The following is an 18100-nucleotide window of genomic DNA, read 5'->3' as shown; positions in this document are numbered from 1 at the left end:
TTGCAGATTCCTCCTGTCATCACACGATCTCGCCGCTGCAGACCATGGCCACGGCCTGGGGCAGCAGCTTCCATTCGGCCTGCTCCATCACACGCTTCTGGAGCACCTCGGGGGTGTCCCCGGGCAGGATGTCCACCGCCTTCTGCAGCAGGATGGGCCCGCCGTCGCACTCCTCGTTGACAAAGTGGACGGTGGCGCCGGTGACCTTGCAGCCCCGGGCCAGGGCGGCCTCATGGGGCCGCAGGCCGTACATGCCCGGCCCGCAGAACGAGGGGATCAGGGCCGGGTGAACGTTGAGGATGCGGCGGGGATAGGCCTGGACCACGCTGGGGCCCAGCACCGACAGGAACCCTGCCAGCACCACCAGGCCGATGTCATGGCTCTTGAGCACATCCAGCAGCGCCGCGTCAAAATCGGCGGCGGTGGCGTAGTCCTTGCGGCGGACCACGCAGTGCTCCACCCCGGCCTTTTCGGCCCGCTCCAGGGCGTAGACCCCGGGCTTGGAGGCCACCACCAGGGTGATTTTGCCGTTGGGGTTTTCACCCCGGGCCTCGCTGTCCAGCAGCGCCTGCAGGTTGGTGCCGCCGCCCGAGACCAGAACCGCGATCTTTACCACAGTTCAACCCCCTCGCCCTCTGCGATGACGCCCAGGCGGTAGGCCTCCGGCTCACCGTTGGCGTGGAGGATCTCCAGGGCCTTGTCCGCCTGATCGGCGGGAACGGTGAGGATCATGCCCACGCCCATGTTGAAGGTGTTGAACATATCACGCTCGGGGATGTTGCCGGCCTTCTGCAGCAGGGCGAACAGGCCGGGGGTGCGCACGTCGGATTTCTTGATCTTGGCGCAGCAGCCCTTCTTCAGGCTGCGGGGGATATTCTCGTAGAAGCCGCCGCCGGTGATGTGGGAGATGCCGCGGACGGCCACCTGCTCCAGAACAGCCAGAACCGGCTTGACATAAATCTTGGTGGGGGCCAGCAGGGCCTCGCCCAGGGTGCGGCCCTCCAGCTCGGCGGGGGTCTCCTTCAGGACTTCGGGGTGGTTCTCCAGGTCAAAGACCTTGCGCACCAGGGAGAAGCCGTTGGAGTGGACGCCCGAGGAGGGCAGAGCCAGAATCACATCCCCCGGAACCATGGTGTTGTTGTCCAGGATCTTGCTCTTGTCCACCACGCCCACCGTGAAGCCGGCCAGGTCGTACTCGTCCTCGGGGTAGAAGCCGGGCATCTCGGCGGTCTCGCCGCCCACCAGGGCAGCGCCTGCCTGGACGCAGCCCTCGGCCACGCCCTTGACCAGGTCGGCGATCTTCTCGGGGACATTCTTGCCGCAGGCGATGTAGTCCAGGAACACCAGGGGTTTGGCGCCGGCGCAGATGACGTCGTTGACGCACATGGCCACGCAGTCAATGCCCACCGTGTCGTGCTTGTCCATCAGCATGGCGATGCGCAGCTTGGTGCCCACGCCGTCGGTGCCCGAGATCAGCACCGGGTGCTGGATGCCGGTGCAGTCCAGCTCGAACAGGCCGCCGAAGCCGCCCAGACCGCCGATGCAGTGTTCATTCATGGTGCGGCTGACGTACTGCTTCATCAGCTCGACCGAGCGATAGCCTGCGGTGATGTCAACGCCGGCTGCCTTATAGCTTTCCGAATAGCTCTTTTCCATGATTTACTCTCCTAACTTTTTCTCCCCCTTGGGCCGCTGGCGCAGGGGACGGTCGTGGATGTCGGTCGAGAGCACCACCTCGGGCTTGACGGCGTACTCGCCGGTGAAGCAGGCGGTGCAGAAGCCGCAGCCGGCCCCTTTGGCCAGCTGGACAACGTGTTCGGTGGACAGGTATCCCAGGGTGTCGGCGCCGATGATCTCATTGATCTCGTCGACGCTGCGGCCGGTGGCTACCAGCATCTTCTGGTCGGGGATATCGGTGCCGAAGTAGCAGGGGTACTTGAAGGGCGGGGCCGAAACCCGGAAGTGCACTTCCCTGGCGCCGGCATCCCGCAGCAGCTTGATGATGCGGGCGGAGGTGGTGCCGCGGACGATGGAGTCGTCGATCAGGACCACCCGCTTGTCCCGGACGGTGCTGGCGATGACGTTCAGCTTGATGCGGACGCTGTTCTCCCGCTGTTTCTGGTTGCCCTGGATGAAGGTACGGCCGATGTACTTGTTCTTGATGAAGCCGATGCCGTAGGGGATGCCGCTGGCCTCGGCGTAGCCCAGAGCGGCGTCCAGGCCCGAGTCGGGCACGCCGATGACCACGTCGGCCTCCACCGGGTGTTCCTGGGCCAGGAACCGGCCGGCCTGCATCCGGGCCTCGTGGACCGAGCAGCCCTCGATGACGCTGTCGGGCCGGGCAAAGTAAATATACTCAAAGACGCACATCTGGCGGGGCTGTTTGCCGCAGTGTTCCCGGTTGCTGCGCAGGCCGTCAGGGCCTGCCACCACGATCTCGCCCGGCTCGATGTCCCGCAGGTAGGCCGCGCCCACGGCGTCCAGGGCGCAGCTCTCGCTGGCAAAGACGTAGCCGCCCCCCGGCAGGGTGCCGATGCACAGGGGCCGGTAGCCCCGGGGGTCACGGACGGCGATCAGCTTGGTGGCCGACATGATCACCAGGCTGTAGGCGCCGTCCAGCTGGTCCATGGTGGCGGCCACGGCCTGCTCGATGCTCTGGTGCTTGAGGCGGTTGCGGGTGAGCAGGTAGCAGATGACCTCGGTGTCGGAGGAACCATGGAAGATGGCGCCGTCGTTCTCCAGGGCGTTGCGCAGCTGGACCGCATTGGTCAGGTTGCCGTTGTGGCACAGGGCCATGGTGCCGCGGCCATGGCGGACAATCATGGGCTGGGCGTTGGCCCGCACACGGCTGCCGGCGGTGGCGTAGCGGACATGGCCGGTGGCCATGTGGGCTTCGGGCTTGTGGAGGGAGGCCATCACCTGGGGGGTGAACACTTCGTTCACCAGGCCCAGGTCCCGGTGGCCGGTGATGACGCCGTCCTCGTTGACGGCCATGCCGCAGCTCTCCTGGCCGCGGTGCTGCAGAGCATACAGGGCGGAGTACACCGCCACCGACACGTCCTCGGTGCCGGCCTTATCGTAAATACCAAAAACACCGCACTCCTCGTGGAGGGGGTATGCAAAATCAGACATTCTGGCTCCTTTGCTGTTCCGTAATATTCCGGTCGGGGGCGGCGCTTACAGGGCGGCCAGCTCCTGCTGAAGCTTCTCTTCCTTGGCGGCGATCTCGCGGCCCATCTTGGCCCGCTCCTCCTCCAGCCGTGCGGCCAGGCCCTCGTCCGACAGAGCCAGGATCTGGGCTGCCAGCCAGGCGGCATTCTTGGCGCCGTTCAGGGCCACCGTGGCCACAGGGATGCCGCTGGGCATCTGGACGGTGGCCAGCAGGGCGTCCAGGCCGTCCATGGCGCCGCCCTTCATGGGGATGCCGATGACCGGCAGGGTGGTGTTGGCGGCAAAGGCGCCGGCCAGGTGGGCAGCCATGCCGGCTGCGCAGAGGATCACACCAAAGCCCGCCTCCCGCGCCTGCCGGGCAAAGGCTGCGGCCTCGGCCGGAGTGCGGTGGGCCGACAGGATGTGGGCCTCAAAGGGAATGCCCAGCGCCTTCAGCTGGCTGCAGGCACCCTTGACCACCGGCCAGTCACTGTCCGAACCCATGATAACGGCTACTTTACGAATCATACTCTTTATCCTCCATCCTTTTCCTGAAAAACGGGCCGAAGCCCCCAGCAAAACAAAAAAGGCTGTGATGCGGCTACACCACGGCCTTATTCTGCAACCAGGACGGTACGGCAAAGCACGGCGGGAGCATTCGGCGTCCGCCGGCTGAATCCCTTGAGCCAGAACAGCAGCGCCTGCGCGCCCTGCGGCTCAACCAAGCTCTTTGTCTGCAAGCCCATTGCACCGTCCATCCCCGGCGCCCCGCGGGACGCCTGTTTTTTGCTGTAGGGAGCGCCGGGCGGCGCCCCTTCTCATCTACAGTGTACGGCAAACCGACGCCTTTGCAAAGGGATTTTACACAAATTCTCCCTTGTGTTTTACCTGTTCGGAGCACATTCGGAAAGTTTTGTGCAATTTCCCCACGTAAACTTACAATAGTACGACTTCTTTTTTACAAAGGGTCAGGCGGGGTGCGGGCTTTCTTTTTTTAAACAAACTGCCGTCAAATAAAACCGCATTTATTCCGCCGCACGGTGGGTGATGGCAGCGGTTTTGGCCTGGGCCGCCCGGATCAGATCGGCCGGGGCGCAGCAAATCTGCAGGCCGATCCGTCCCGCCGACACATACACTTTCTCCTGGGTCAGGACGCTGTCGTCAAACACCGTGACGTATTGTTTTTTCATCCCCACCGGGCTGCATCCGCCCCGGATGTAGCCGGTGACCTTGTTGATGTCGGCCACGTGGATCATGGCCACGCTCTTCTCCCCTACGCTGCGGGCCGCAGCCTTCAGGTCCAGCTCGGCCTCCACCGGGATGACGAACACGAAATAATTCCGGCTGGCGCCCTGGGTCACCAGGGTCTTGAACACACAGGCCGGGTCTTGCCCCATGCTGCGGGCTACCGTTGCCCCGTCCACAGCTACCCCTTCTTCGTGGGGGTACTCATGGGCGGTATAGGCCACCTTGGCCTTTTCCAGCATCCGCATGGCGTTGGTTTTGGCTTCCTTTGCCATTGTTTGATACTTCCCTCTATCTGGTTTTTGCGCCGGACTTCGCCGGTTGATTTTATTTTACCACACTTTTCTTATAAAGAACACCCGGCGCGGGCCAACCGGGGGAAAATTTTTCCGTTTTCCCTCTTGACTTCACTGTCATGAAGTGCTATAGTATCCTCAACAATTCACTGTACTGAATCAAACGCATTTCACACACGGCCAAGCAAAGGAGAGGGAACCTATGATTATCATTCTCAAGCAGGACGCGCCGGAGGCGCAGGTCCGTGAATTCTGCCATGAACTGACCACCATGGGCTTCGAGATCAACGACTCGAAGGGCCGCGACACCCACATTCTGGGCCTGATCGGCGACACCAAGGCCATAGCCGAGAGCTGGGTGCTGGCCAACCCCGTCGTGGAGACGGTGCGCCGGGTGTCGGAGCCCTACAAGAAGGCCAACCGGAAGTTTCATCCCGACGACACGGTGGTGGACATTGAAGGGGTCAAGATCGGCGGCGGGAACTTTGCCATGATTGCGGGTCCCTGCAGCATCGAGAGCGAGGAGCAGATCACCTACTGTGCCCAGCGGGTGAAGGCGGCGGGGGCCAGCCTGCTGCGGGGCGGGGCATTCAAGCCCCGCACGTCTCCCTACTCGTTCCAGGGGATGCGCAGCGAGGGTCTGGACCTGCTCAAGCTGGCCCGCCGGGCCACCGGCAGCCCCATTGTCACCGAAATCATGAACACCGAGCACCTGCCCCTGTTTGAAAACGTGGACCTGATCCAGATCGGGGCCCGGAACATGCAGAATTTCGAGCTGCTGAAGGCGGTAGGACGCCAGAACAAGCCGGTGCTGCTCAAGCGGGGTCTGGCCAACACCCTGGAAGAGCTGGTGATGAGCGCCGAATACATCATGGCCGAGGGCAACGAAAATGTGATCCTCTGCGAGCGGGGCGTGCGGACCTTTGAGACCAGCATGCGCAACACCCTGGACCTGGCGGCGGTGGTGATGCTGCACAAGATGACCCACCTGCCGGTGATGGTGGACCCCAGCCATGCCTGCGGCCAGGCCTGGATGGTGCCCCAGCTGGCCAAAGCGGCGGTGGCGGCGGGGGCCGACGGACTGATGATCGAGGTGCACAACGACCCGGCCAAGGCCAAGTGCGACGGCGCCCAGAGCCTGACCCCCGACCAGTTCGACGAGCTGACCGCCTTCCTGAAAGAGGAAGTCACCTTCTTCGGCAAAACCTGGAACTAACCTACTTTTTCGGAGAAAAAGTAGGCAAAAAGCTTTTCACACGGTACCGTTGACTGCTGTGGGCTTCACAAGGCCCTGCCGGCGGCAAGCTTTCAGCCGCTTTATAAGGTTCCCGGCCTGCGGCCCGCTTTTTCGTGAAAAAGCTTGGCAAAAAGCTTTACCTGGTACCGCTGACTGCTGTGGGCTTCACGAAGTCCTGCCGGCGGCAAGCTTTCAGCCGCTTTATAAGCCTCCCGGCCTGCGGCCCGCTTTTTCGTGAAAAAGCTTGGCAAAAAGCTTTACCTGGTACCGCTGACTGCTGTGGGCTTCACAAGGCCCTGCCGGCGGCAGACTTTCAGCCGCTTTATAAGGTTCCCGGCCTGCGGCCCGCTTTTTCGTGAAAAAGCTTGGCAAAAAGCTTTACCTGGTACCGCTGACTGCTGTGGGCTTAACAAGGCCCTGCCGGCGGCAAGCTTTCAGCCGCTTTATGAGGCTCCCGGCCTGCGGCCCTGTGAGTCCAAGGTTTTATGCAGCCTGTTTTCACACGGTACCGCTGACCGCTGTCTGCTTCACAAAGTCCTGCCGGCGGGTTTGGTCTGCACATGTTTATATTCTTCCTGCAATCCTCCCCTGTGCCCCGGGTCCGCCCGGGGCTTTTTTGATGCGGCGGTGTTTTCTTTCGGCGGGGTTTGTGGTATACTCTGAACGATTCATCATCGGAAAGAGGTACACCCTATGAAAGCTCATATTGCCCGCAACCAGAACGCCGGGGTTCCCATGGTCCTGGCCTGGAATCTGGCCCCCGGGGACCGGGGCATCCTGGACGGGATGGCCGACGCCTTCGGGATGAAGGTACAGGTGGTCGCCCCGGCCCAGGCCGGCCAGACGGTGGCCCAGCTGCTGGGAGAGGTGCCGGTGAACGCCGGCCGCACTCTGGCTCTGGAGCCGGGAGCCTGTCCGCCGGCCATCGTGCTGGCCAACTTCCGCCCGCGGGACGCCGCCACCCTGTTTGACCTGCTGGACCAGGCCAAGGCCCAGATTCCCCTGCGGGCCACCGTGACGCCGGCCACCCGGCAGTGGGTCTTTGGGGACCTGCTGGCCCAGATGCTGGCCGAGAAAGGACAGGTAACCGCCCCGTGAAAACCATCCAGCGCCTTTTTGCCCTGGGGGTCTGTCTGGCCCTGACGATGGCCATGCTGGCGGGCTGCAGCCGCAGCCCCAAGACCACCGTCAGCGACAACGCCCAGCGGTTCAACGCCTACTATTTTGATGTCTTTGACACCATGACCCAGGTCATCGCCTACTGCGACAGCCAGGCCGAATTCGACAAGCAGATGGAGGCCCTCCACGCCGATCTGGTGGAGTATCACCAGCTCTATGACATTTATAATGATTACGAGGGCGTCAACAACATCAAGACCATCAACGACAACGCCGGCGTGGCCCCGGTGAAGGTGGATCAGAAAATCATCGACATGCTGGACGAGGCCCTGGAGCTGTACGACACCACCAACGGCCAGCTGAACGTAGCCATGGGCAGCGTGCTGGCCATCTGGCACGACTACCGCGAGGCCGCCGAGGCTGACCCCTCGGACGCCGACAACGCCCTGCCCACCCAGGAGGAACTGGAAGCCGCCGCCCAGCACTGCGACATCAACGACATCATCATCGACCATGAGGCCGGTACTGTCTATCTGGCCGACCCCGAGATGCGGCTGGACGTGGGCAGTGTGGGCAAGGGCTATGCCGTGGAGCAGGTCTGTCAGGCTGCCCAGGCCCGGGGCCTGGTCAGCGCCTCGGTGAGCGTGGGCGGAAACCTGCGGTCCATCGGCTCCAAGCCCAAGGGTCAGCCCTGGGAGAGCGGCGTGGTCAGCCCCTGGGATGACTCCATGCTGTACGACAGCTCCTCCTCCCTGATTGCGGTGGTCCAGTCCAACGACATGGCCCTGGTCACCAGCGGCGACTACCAGCGCTACTACACGGTGGACGGGGTACGGTATCACCACATCATCGACCCCGACACCCTCTGGCCCGCCGAGTACTTCACGGCGGTCACCATCCTCTGCCCTGACTCGGGCCTGGCCGACTGCCTGTCCACCGGCATCTTCTGCATGCCGCTGGAGGAAGGCATGGAGCTCATCGAGAGCCTGGACGGCGTCGAGGCCCTCTGGTGCACCAAGGACGGCCAGATCTACAAGTCCAGCGGCTTTGCCGCCTACGAGAGCCCGCGGGAGGAATAATCCCCCGCCAAAATCAAAAGTCCGCCCTTCCGGAGCGTCAGCTCCCGGCAGGGGCGGGCATTTTTATGCGCGCGGCGCAATACACTTTATACCAACAGGCAAACCGTCAGGGCTGGAGCTTCTGGGGCGGCTCCAGCAGGTGGGTGGAACGGTACTCCCGGGGGGAGATGCCGTGTACATTCTTAAAGGCGCGGGAAAAATGCAGCTGGTTGTCGTAGCTGACCTGGGCCGCAATTTCCCCGATGGACAGGCGGGTCTCCTTCAGCAGCTGGGCGGCCCGGGCCATCCGGTAGTGGAGCAGGTAGGCCTGGGGGCTTTCGCCCACGGCGTCCCGGAACACTTTGCCGAAATAGCTGCGGTTGAGGCCGCTGACCGCCGCGATTTCCTCCACCGAGATGTCACGCTGATAGTTCTGCTCGATGAAGGTCAGGGCCTCCTTGACGTAAAAGTCCCGGACCCGGCGCTCGCCGCTGCACCGGCGGCCCGCCGAGCACTGGACCAGGCTGTCCAGAAACAAAAAGCCGTGGGCGATCAGGTGCACCGGGCTGGCGTCGGCGTGGTTGACGATGTACAGCATCTGCTCCTGCACCTGGCGGCCAGCTTCGGCGGTGCGGGGGGTATAGACCGGCTGGCTGCCGCTGATTCCCGCCAGATGGAGGCTCTCGTGGGCGCGCAGGCCGTCAAATTCCAGCCAGGTGTATTCCCAGGGGTCCTCCGGGTCGGAACGGTAGGTGGTGATATGGCCCGGCACAATCAAAAAGCCGTGTCCCGCCGGGATTTCGTATTCGTTGCCGTTGACCAGCAGCACCCCCCGGCCCGCAATGGCGTAGTGAAACAGGTAATGGTTGCGGGCATAGGGCCCATAGGAATGGGTGGGACTGGTGCGCTTCCAGCCGAACTGATACAAGTTCAGATCAATGAAACGCTCGTCCTTGAATACATGAAACTTCAGTTTTTCGGAGTCTTTCATCTCTTGATTCACGACAAACACCTCCCGGGTTTATTATATACCATAATGCGTCCCCATTTCAACTAAAAAGCTACATTTCCTAGAAAATGGAATATAAAAAACTGCATTGTGGCATTCAAAATCCCCTCCATACAATGTATAATATTTCCACAAGAGTGGAGTAAAAATTATGCAACGTGCACAACGCATAATTTTCTGTTCATATTTTCGTCACAATGACGAAATAGGAACAGTCCTGTCTGACCAGCTGTCCGGACAAGCGCATTCCCATCCTTCAACCCCTTACCCAAGCAAATCAAAGGAGATGGCTTATGAAGAAGATTTCTCGCCGTTCGTTCCTTGCGGCTACCGCTGCGCTGGCGGCCATGGGTCTGGCCGGCTGCGGCGGTTCGGACGATGGCACCGTCAACCTGACCTTCCAGATCTGGGACGTCTTCCAGCGGGGCGGCATGCAGGCCATGTGCGATGCCTACACCGCCCAGCATCCCGAGGTCACCATCGAAGTGCAGGTCACCAGCTGGGACGAGTACTGGACCAAGCTGGAGGCGGCCACCATGGCCAAACAGGCCCCCGACATTTTCTGGATGCACACCAACGAGATCCTGAAATACGCCGACAACGACAAACTGGTGGACTGCTCCAGCATTGTGGAGACCGAGCACTTCTCCGACATTTCGCTGGCCAACGCCAGCGGCTCGGACGGCGTCCTCTACGCTGTGCCCAAGGACAAGGACACCGTGGGCCTGGTCTACAACAAAGAGATGTTTGACGCCGCCGGCGTCAGCTACCCCGACGAGACCTGGACCTGGGACACCCTGGTGGAGGCCTCCCAGAAGATCTACGACGCCACCGGCTACTACGGCTACATGGCCTACGGCGACGACCAGCTGGGCTACTGGAACTTCGTCTATCAGGCCGGCGGCAGCATCCTGACCGAGGACAAGACCCGCGCCAACTTCACCGATCCCGCCACCAAGATGGCCATGGATTTCTACATCGGCCTGCAGAAGTACGACTGGTGCCCCACCCAGACCTACTTCGCCGAGACCGCCCCCGGCACCGCCTTCTTCTCCGAGAAGGGCGCCATGTTCCTGGAGGGCGACTGGAACATCCTGCCTGAGCTGCAGAACTATCCCGACATGGTGGGCAAGTGGGACGTGGCCGTCCTGCCCAAGTGCCCCAACCCCATGAGCGGCGACGGCCGGGCCACCATTTCCAACGGCCTGTCCTACGCCACCACCAAGACCAACAAGCATCTGGATGTGGTCATGGACGTGCTCAAGTTCTTCGGCAGCGCCGAGGGCCAGCGCATCCAGGGCGAGAGCGGCGCCGCCATCCCGGCCTACATCGGCATGGAGGACAGCTGGGTCAGCTGCTTCGACCAGTACCCCATCAACATCACCTGCTTCATTGATATGCTCGACTACGGCATCCAGAGCGTCAACAACGCCGCCCGCCCCGAGTGGAAAACGCCGGTCAGCGACACCCTGCTGAAGATCTACACCGGCGCCCTCTCCCTGGACGACGGCCTGAACCAGATGCAGCAGATTGTGGACCAGGCCAGCGCCGAGTACTACGAAGAATAAAGGAGGCACATCATGGAAAAAACGTCCAAACTGGGCCGCGACGGAGCCGTCTGGGGTCTGATCATGGTGGCCCCCACCATCATCGGTCTGATCGTGCTGAACATCTGGCCCTTCATCGAGACCATTTACATGAGCTTTTCCAAGTCCCTGCCCTTCGGCGAGTTCGAGTTTGAGGGCATCGACAACTACATCGAGATGTTCCAGAACGCTGAGTTCTGGAAGGCCACCGGCAACACCATCTTCTTCTGCATTATGACGGTGCCCGTGGGCATCTTCCTGTCCCTGATCGTGGCCGTCCTGCTGAACAGCAAGATCCGCGGCCGCACCACCTTCCGCGCCATCTTCTTCCTGCCCATGGTCGTCGCTCCCGCCGCCGTGGCCATGGTTTGGAAGTGGATTTTTAACTCACAATATGGTATTATTAATACACTGCTGGGCCTTGACATCGGCTGGCTGACGGATTCCCACATCGTGCTGATTACCTGCTCCATCGTCCAGATCTGGAGCAACATCGGCTACGACGCGGTCCTGCTGCTGGCTGGCCTGCAGAACATCTCGGTCAGCCTGTACGAGGCAGCGGATCTGGACGGCGCTTCCAAGGTGCGCCAGTTCTTCAGCATAACCCTGCCCATGGTCTCCCCCACGTTGTTCGTCGTGCTGATTATGCGTCTGATGTCCTCCCTGAAGGTCTTCGATCTGATCTACATGATGGTGGACGACGCCAACCCCGCCCTGAACGATGCACAGAGCCTTATGTCCCTGTTCTACCGCGAGAGCTTCATCGCCGGTGACAAGGGCTATGCCTCCGCCATCGTCGTCTGGACCGTCCTGCTGATCGGCGCCGTGACCCTCATCCAGTTCATCGGCCAGAAGAAGTGGGTCAATTACGAGGTGTAAAAGATGGATACTACTGCAACCAAAAGCATGAAAAACTCCAAGCGGGTTACCAAGGCTCTCACTTATGCAGTCCTGATCCTGGGCAGCATCCTCATGATCTTCCCCTTTGTGTGGATGGTCCTGACCTGCTTCAAGACCCAGGCCGAGAGCATGGCCATTCCGCCCCAGATCCTGCCCTCCCAGTGGAACTTTGACAACTTCGTCACCGCCCTCGAAAGCCTGCCCTTCGTCAACCTGTACATCAACACCGCCCTGCTGATCTTCTTCCGCGTGGTGTGCGCTGTGCTCTTCAGCTCGATGGCCGGCTACGCTTTCGCCAAGCTCCACTTCCCCTTCAAGAACGCCCTGTTCGCCATCATCCTGGTTCAGATGATGCTGCCCAGCCAGATCTTCATCACTCCCCAGTACCTGATGCTGGCCAAGGTGGGCATGACCAACTCCATCTTCGCCCTGGTGTTCCCGGGCCTGGTCTCCGCCTTCGGCACCTTCTTCCTGCGGCAGGCGTATCTTGCCATCCCCAACGACATCGCTGAGGCCGCCTATCTGGACGGCTGCAACAAGTGGCAGGCTTTCTACAAAGTCATGCTGCCCCTGACCGGGCCCAGCATGGCCGCTCTGGCCATCTTCACCGCGGTGTTTGCTTACTCCGACCTGATGTGGCCTCTGATCTGCAACACCGACCTGAACATGATGACCCTGTCCGCCGGCCTGTCCACCCTGAACGGCCAGTTCACCACCAACTTCCCCGTCCTGATGGCAGGCAGCCTGCTGGCTATGGTCCCCATGGTCATCATCTACCTGCTGTTCCAGAAGCAGTTCATCCAGGGCATTGCCATGACCGGCGGCAAATAAGCCGACGCGTCACCCTCTGCACTGTTTGACCGGCAGCGTCCGGCCCGCCTGCCCTGCCCCCCGCGGGCGCAGGCGGCGGCCTGCCACCCTATTTGCCGCAATGGTGCCCGGCCCCCAGATTGGCTGGGCGCCATTTTTCAGGTTATAATGCTGAAAGAAGGAGGATACTGTCTATGAGTATCCGCAAAGACCCCGAAACCGGCCTGATCACCCTCCACACCGCCCATACCAGCTATCAGCTGTGGGCCGATGAGCTGGGCATTGTGCATCATCTGTACTACGGACCCTCCATCGGCGAGGCCGACCTGCGCGGTCTGGAGTTCCGCTCCGACTGCGGTTTTTCGCCCCAGCCCGCCGGGCTGGACGCCCAGCGCGACTACTCCCTGGACACCCTCTGCCAGGAATACACCGGCAGCGGGGTGGGCGACTACCGCATCGGCTGCCTGCGCCTCACCGCCGCCGACGGCAGCCGTGCCGCCGACCTGCGGTTTGCCGGGGCGGAGATCCTGCCCGGCAAGTACGAGCTGCCCGGCCTGCCCGCCGCTTTTGACAACGGCGGCGAGTGCGAGACCCTCCGCCTCACCCTGAAGGACCCGGTGACCGGCCTGACGGTGGTGCTGCTGTACGGCGTCTACCACGACGCCGACGTCATCACCCGGGCCGCCCTGGTGGAAAACGGCGGTTCCGCCGCCATCCAGCTGGACAAGGCCGCTTCGGCCTGTCTGGACCTGCCCTTCGGCGAGTGGGAGCTGATCCACTTCCACGGGCGCCACTGCATGGAGCGTCAGCCTGAGCGCACCCCGCTGGCCCACGCCATCCAGACCCTGCGGTCGGCCCGCGGCGCCAGCAGCCACCAGCACAATCCCTTCGCCATCCTGGCCGCCCCCCACACCACCGAGGACGCCGGCGAATGTCTGGGGGCCATGCTGGTCTACTCGGGCAACTTCAAGATCGAGTGCGAGGTCAGCCAGATGCACTCCACCCGTCTGGTGGCAGGCATCAGCGACGACGATTTCCGCTGGACCCTGGCCCCGGGCGAGCAGTTTGTGACGCCGGAAGTGCTGTTCAGCTACAGCGCAAAGGGTCTGAGCCAGCTGTCCTGGCAGTATCACCACTTCCTCCAGCACAACATCATCCGCAGCGTCTGGCGGGACCGTCCCCGCCCCATCCTCATCAACAACTGGGAAGCCACCTACATGGACTTTGACGCCCAGCGCATCTGGGACATCGCCCGCCAGGCCAAGGAGCTGGGCGTGGAGATGCTGGTGCTGGACGACGGATGGTTCGGCAGCCGGGTGGACGACCGCAGCGGCCTGGGCGACTGGCAGTTCAACGAGAAAAAGCTGGGCTGCACCTTCAACGAGCTGATCGGCAAGATCCGGGAGATGGGCCTGCTGTTCGGCCTGTGGATCGAGCCCGAAATGGTCAGCCCCAACGCCGAACTGTACAAGGCCCACCCCGAATGGGCACTGACCATTCCCGGCCGGGCCCCCACCACCGGCCGCAGCCAGCTGGTGCTGGACATGGGCCGTCCCGACGTGGTGGACTACCTGTACGGGCTGTTCCATCAGCTGCTGGCCGACCACGACATCTCCTACATCAAGTGGGACATGAACCGCAACATGACCGACGTGTTCAGCCGGCTGCTGCCCACCGAGCGCCAGGGCGAGGCCGCCCACCGCTATATGCTGGGCCTGTACGACCTGCTGGGCCGCCTGACCCGGGACTTCCCCGAGGTTCTGTTTGAGGGCTGCGCCGGCGGCGGCGGACGGTTTGACGCCGGCATGCTGGCCTACTGCCCTCAGATCTGGTGCAGCGACGACACCGACCCCATCCACCGCATCAAGATCCAGTACGGCACCTCCTTCGGCTATCCTCCCGCCGCCATGGGCAGCCATGTTTCGGCTTCCCCCAACCACCAGACCGGCCGCAGCACCCTGCTGTCCACCCGGTCCACCGTGGCCATGGCCGGCACCTTCGGCTACGAGCTGGACCTGCAGCGCCTGACCGAGGACGAAAAGGACGAGGTCCGCTGCCACATCCAGCAGTGCAAGGAGATTCAGCCCCTGGTGCTGAACGGCCGCTACGACCGCCTGACCGACGCCATGACCGACACCTGCTTCACCGCCTGGCAGTTCACCGCCCAGGACCAGAGCCGCGCCATGGTCAGCGTGGTGGTCATCGACCCCCAGGCCAACCCCTGGCCCATCCATGTCCGCCTCAAGGGCCTGGACCCCAGCGCCCTCTACCATGAGACCCTCACCGACCACACCTACACCGGCGCCGCCCTGTGCCATGCCGGGCTGACACTGCCCATCATGCAGGGAGACTACCCCGCCGTCCAGATCATGATTGAAAGGATCGATGCCGTATGACCGAACAGGAAAACGCACTCTTTCGGGCCCGTTTGGCCCGCCACCACGACGAGCTGCGGTGGCTGTACATGGAGCTGTACGACAATGGCTCCATGTTCGCCGAGCTGTGCAACCAGATGTACCGCTTTGCCGAGATGCGCAGCGCCGCCCTCAAGGCCCGGGACGCCGCCCGTGAGGCCGAGCCCGAGTGGTACAAGCACCGTGACCTGCTGGGCATGATGCTCTACATCGACAACTTCGCCGGCAACCTGAACGGCGTCCGCGGCAAGCTGGACTACCTGCAGGAGGCCGGGGTCAACTGCCTGCACCTGATGCCCTTCCTGAACACGGTGAAGGGCCGGGACGACGGCGGCTACGCCGTGGCGGACTTCCGCACGGTGCGGCCCGACCTGGGCACCATGGAGGACCTGGAAGCCCTCACCGCCGCCTGCCATGACAAGGGGATCAACGTCTGCATGGACTTTGTCATGAACCACACCAGCTGCGACCACGAGTGGGCCCAGCGGGCCCTGGCGGGGGACGGCGAGTACATGAGCCGGTATTTCTTCTTTGACAACCCCGAAATCCCCGCCGAGTACGAAAAAACGGTGCCCCAGGTGTTCCCCACCACCGCCCCCGGCAACTTCACCCGCCTGGAAGACGGTCGCTATGTGATGACCACCTTCTACCCCTACCAGTGGGATCTGAACTACCGCAATCCCCGGGTGTTCAACGAGATGATGTACAATTTCCTGTTCCTGGCCAACCAGGGCATGGACATCATCCGGATCGACGCGGTGCCCTACATCTGGAAGGAGCTGGGCACCAGCTGCCGCAACCTGCCCCGGGTCCACACCATCGTCCGGATGATGCGGATGATCGGCGAAATCGTCTGCCCCAGCGTCATCCTGCTGGGCGAAGTGGTGATGGAGCCGGTGAAGGTGGTTCCCTACTTCGGCACGGTGGACAAGCCCGAATGCCATCTGCTGTACAACGTCACCACCATGTGCACCACCTGGCACACGGTGGCCACCCGCGACACCCGCCTGCTGCGCAAGCAGCTGGACAGCGTCAGCACCCTGCCCAAGGAATATGTGTTCCTGAACTATCTGCGGTGCCACGACGACATTGGCTGGGGCCTGGACTACGACACCCTGAAGACCTGGGGCATGGACGAGGTGCCCCACAAGAAGTACCTGAACGACTTCTTCCAGGGCCGCACCGAGGGCAGCGTCAGCCGGGGCGAGCTGTACAACGACGACCCCACCACCGGCGACGCCCGGTTCTGCGGCACCACCGCCAGCATGTGCGGCCTGGAGTCGGCCCAGACTCCCGCCCAGGTGGACACCGCCATCGGCTTTGACCTGACCCTCCACGCCATGATGCTGTTCCAGTCGGGCATTCCCATGCTGTACAGCGGCGACGAGATCGGCCAGCTGAACGACTACACCTACAAGGACGACCCCGCCAAGGCCGCCGACAGCCGCTACGTCCATCGCGGCGCCCTGCCCTGGACCCGGGCAGCCCAGCGCACCGACAAGACCGCACCGGCCGGCCGGATCTTCCAGGGCCTCCATCAGCTGGAAACCCTCCGCCGCACCAACCCCGCCTTTGAGGCGTCGGCTCAGGTCCGCACCCTGGACACCGGGGACGTGGCCGTCCTGGGCCTGGTGCGCACCGGCGGAGACCAGACCCTGGTGGGCCTGTTCAACTTCGGCGGCGACACCCACGAGGTGGCCCTGCCCGCCGGCACCTACCGCGACATGACCGCCGCCGGACGCAAGAAAAAGACCTTCTCCGGCTCGGTGACCCTGCCGCCCTACGGCTTCTTCTGGCTGCAGCAGCAGGGCTGACACACGCAATTTCAGCTTTCTGCACAGGCAGCGTTTCCCCCATACACCGCCAGCCCCCCGCCGGGGCCGGCGGTTTTTGTTGTCCGGGGCACAGCCGGACTTTTTTCCCGCGGGGGGCTTGACATTGACGCGGCGTCAACGGCTATACTGGCCTCAAGGAGGGAACCACACCATGGAATACACCATTCAGGAACTGTCGCGCCTGTCGGGGGTGACCACCCGCACCCTGCGCTGGTACGACCAGATCGGCCTGCTGAAACCCAGCCGCATCGCGGCCAATGGCTACCGCTGTTACGGCCCGGCTCAGGTGGACCGGCTGCAGGACATTCTCTATTACCGGGCCCTCGGGGTGGAGCTGGCCCGGATCAAGGCGTATCTGGACGATCCCTCCTTTGACCGCCGGGCGGCCCTGAAAAGCCATCTGGCCGCCCTGGAAACCCGGCGCCGCCAGCTGGACCGGCTGATTGATTCGGTCCAGCGGACCATCGACGCCCAGGAAAGGAACGAGATCATGAACGACCACGAGAAATTTGAAGCCTTCAAAGAGGAAACCATCCGGCGCAACGAGGCCGACTACGGCCCGGAAGCCCGCCGCCGCTACGGGTCCGGCCCGGTGGACGCCGCCCACAAGGCCATCCGGGGGATGACCCCTGCGGCCTATCAGGAATGGACCAGCCTGGACCAGGAAATCCTCGCCCGGCTGGAAGATGCCGTCCGGTCCGGGGTCTCTCCCGACGGACCGGACGGCCAGGCCCTGACCCGGCTCCACCGCCGGTGGCTGACTTTTACCATTCCCACCTGCGACGCGGCCCAGCACCGGGGCATCGCCGCCCTCTATGTGGCGGACCCCCGCTTCACTGCCTACTACGACCGCAATCTCCCCGGCTGCGCCCGGTTTTTGTCCGAGGCCGTGGCCCGCTGGGCGGAGTGAGAGGGCCAACAGCTGATAAAGAGACCGGAGCACCCCACTCCTGCGGTGCCCTGCATGTTCGGCGCATCAAGGCGGGGGCGCGCAAAACCGAGGTACAGCTCCGGGCCGCCGCTGCCCAAATTTTCTGCGCCGGACATGGCCGCTGTGTTTATCGCAGGGCAAATATAGGGAGCTGTCCGGACGTGACGAAAAGCCAGGCCACGCAAAACCTTGCATCGCACCCGGGCGCAGGTCCGGATTGCCGCTGCCCGAATTCTCTGCGCCGGACATGGCCGTGGTGTTTATCGCAGGGCAAATATAGGGAGCTGTCCGGACGTGACGAAAAGCCAGGCCACGCAAAACCTTGCATCGTACCGCGCCGCAGGCGCAAACGCCGGGAGCGAGCCGGAGCGTACATGTTCCGCGGAACGGCCGGAGACCCGGAAAGTGTATGGTACCCAGTGAAAAGCTTTTTGCCTACTTTTTCTCGAAAAAGTAGGCAGGTTTGGATTGAAGCCGGATGCAAAACCTGATATAATCGGTCAAAAACAT

16 protein-coding genes are annotated in these 18100 nt (G+C 62.7%); 9 read left to right on the top strand and 7 right to left on the bottom strand.

Annotated features, from left to right (window positions below; all coding sequences use genetic code 11):
- Positions 1-19 precede the first annotated feature (19 nt).
- From purN to ybaK, 6 genes are all read right to left on the bottom strand, one after another.
- Entirely contained in the window at positions 20-616 is a 597-nt protein-coding gene (gene purN, locus B5F27_RS07205; RefSeq protein WP_087247545.1) for a phosphoribosylglycinamide formyltransferase, read from the bottom strand.
- The gene (gene purM / locus B5F27_RS07200; RefSeq protein WP_087247547.1) at positions 610-1656 is read right to left on the bottom strand and encodes a phosphoribosylformylglycinamidine cyclo-ligase; all 1047 of its coding nucleotides are present in this window, start codon (positions 1654-1656) and stop codon (positions 610-612) included. Before purM ends, purN begins: the two co-directional genes overlap by 7 nt.
- 3 nt (positions 1657-1659) lie before the next feature.
- Positions 1660-3132 (bottom strand): amidophosphoribosyltransferase, encoded by a 1473-nt coding sequence (gene purF, locus B5F27_RS07195; protein WP_087365849.1) that lies wholly within the window; start codon positions 3130-3132, stop codon positions 1660-1662.
- Between the two features lie 45 nt (positions 3133-3177).
- Positions 3178-3678: a 5-(carboxyamino)imidazole ribonucleotide mutase gene (gene purE / locus B5F27_RS07190; RefSeq protein WP_087247551.1), complete on the bottom strand. Its 501-nt coding sequence runs from the start codon at positions 3676-3678 to the stop codon at positions 3178-3180.
- 86 nt (positions 3679-3764) lie between these two features.
- Positions 3765-3908, bottom strand: coding sequence for a hypothetical protein (locus tag B5F27_RS16980; RefSeq protein ID WP_158098879.1), 144 nt, complete (start codon positions 3906-3908; stop codon positions 3765-3767).
- 267 nt (positions 3909-4175) lie between these two features.
- Positions 4176-4670 (bottom strand): Cys-tRNA(Pro) deacylase, encoded by a 495-nt coding sequence (gene ybaK / locus B5F27_RS07185; RefSeq protein ID WP_087247555.1) that lies wholly within the window; start codon positions 4668-4670, stop codon positions 4176-4178.
- A gap of 223 nt (positions 4671-4893) precedes the next feature.
- Here ybaK and aroF point away from each other — a divergent pair, with 223 nt between their 5' ends.
- The 3 genes from aroF to B5F27_RS07170 all read left to right on the top strand — a co-directional run bounded on the left by aroF (position 4894) and on the right by B5F27_RS07170 (position 8126).
- Positions 4894-5907, top strand: a complete 1014-nt coding sequence (gene aroF, locus B5F27_RS07180; RefSeq protein WP_087365846.1) for a 3-deoxy-7-phosphoheptulonate synthase — start codon at positions 4894-4896, stop codon at positions 5905-5907.
- 714 nt (positions 5908-6621) lie between these two features.
- Positions 6622-7026: a DUF3783 domain-containing protein gene (locus tag B5F27_RS07175; RefSeq protein WP_087365843.1), complete on the top strand. Its 405-nt coding sequence runs from the start codon at positions 6622-6624 to the stop codon at positions 7024-7026.
- The gene (locus B5F27_RS07170; RefSeq protein WP_087365839.1) at positions 7023-8126 is read left to right on the top strand and encodes an FAD:protein FMN transferase; all 1104 of its coding nucleotides are present in this window, start codon (positions 7023-7025) and stop codon (positions 8124-8126) included. Before B5F27_RS07175 ends, B5F27_RS07170 begins: the two co-directional genes overlap by 4 nt.
- A 106-nt stretch (positions 8127-8232) precedes the next feature.
- Here the strand turns inward: B5F27_RS07170 and B5F27_RS07165 are convergent, their stop codons facing one another.
- Complete coding sequence (locus tag B5F27_RS07165) at positions 8233-9108, bottom strand: AraC family transcriptional regulator (protein ID WP_343214632.1); 876 nt, start codon at positions 9106-9108, stop codon at positions 8233-8235.
- A 299-nt stretch (positions 9109-9407) separates the two neighbouring features.
- Here B5F27_RS07165 and B5F27_RS07160 point away from each other — a divergent pair, with 299 nt between their 5' ends.
- The 6 genes from B5F27_RS07160 (at position 9408) to B5F27_RS07135 (ending at position 17569) form a co-directional block, all read left to right on the top strand.
- Positions 9408-10682, top strand: a complete 1275-nt coding sequence (locus tag B5F27_RS07160; protein ID WP_087365833.1) for a sugar ABC transporter substrate-binding protein — start codon at positions 9408-9410, stop codon at positions 10680-10682.
- A 12-nt stretch (positions 10683-10694) separates the two neighbouring features.
- Positions 10695-11579, top strand: a complete 885-nt coding sequence (locus B5F27_RS07155; RefSeq protein WP_087247565.1) for a sugar ABC transporter permease — start codon at positions 10695-10697, stop codon at positions 11577-11579.
- 3 nt (positions 11580-11582) lie between these two features.
- Positions 11583-12431: a carbohydrate ABC transporter permease gene (locus B5F27_RS07150; RefSeq protein ID WP_087365830.1), complete on the top strand. Its 849-nt coding sequence runs from the start codon at positions 11583-11585 to the stop codon at positions 12429-12431.
- A 173-nt stretch (positions 12432-12604) separates the two neighbouring features.
- Positions 12605-14806 (top strand): alpha-galactosidase, encoded by a 2202-nt coding sequence (locus B5F27_RS07145; RefSeq protein WP_087365828.1) that lies wholly within the window; start codon positions 12605-12607, stop codon positions 14804-14806.
- Positions 14803-16638 carry an amylosucrase gene (locus B5F27_RS07140; protein WP_087247571.1) on the top strand — a complete coding sequence of 612 codons (1836 nt, stop codon included), beginning with the start codon at positions 14803-14805 and terminating at the stop codon, positions 16636-16638. Before B5F27_RS07145 ends, B5F27_RS07140 begins: the two co-directional genes overlap by 4 nt.
- A gap of 172 nt (positions 16639-16810) precedes the next feature.
- Positions 16811-17569, top strand: a complete 759-nt coding sequence (locus tag B5F27_RS07135; RefSeq protein WP_087365824.1) for a MerR family transcriptional regulator — start codon at positions 16811-16813, stop codon at positions 17567-17569.
- Positions 17570-18100: the final 531 nt, after the last annotated feature.

Origin of the sequence: Faecalibacterium sp. An192, from assembly GCF_002160175.1 — a bacterium.
In the GTDB taxonomy this organism is placed as follows: Bacteria; Bacillota; Clostridia; order Oscillospirales; family Ruminococcaceae; genus Faecalibacterium.
Note: the sequence above shows the minus strand (reverse complement) of the source record. Positions and strands in the feature narration are given on the sequence as shown.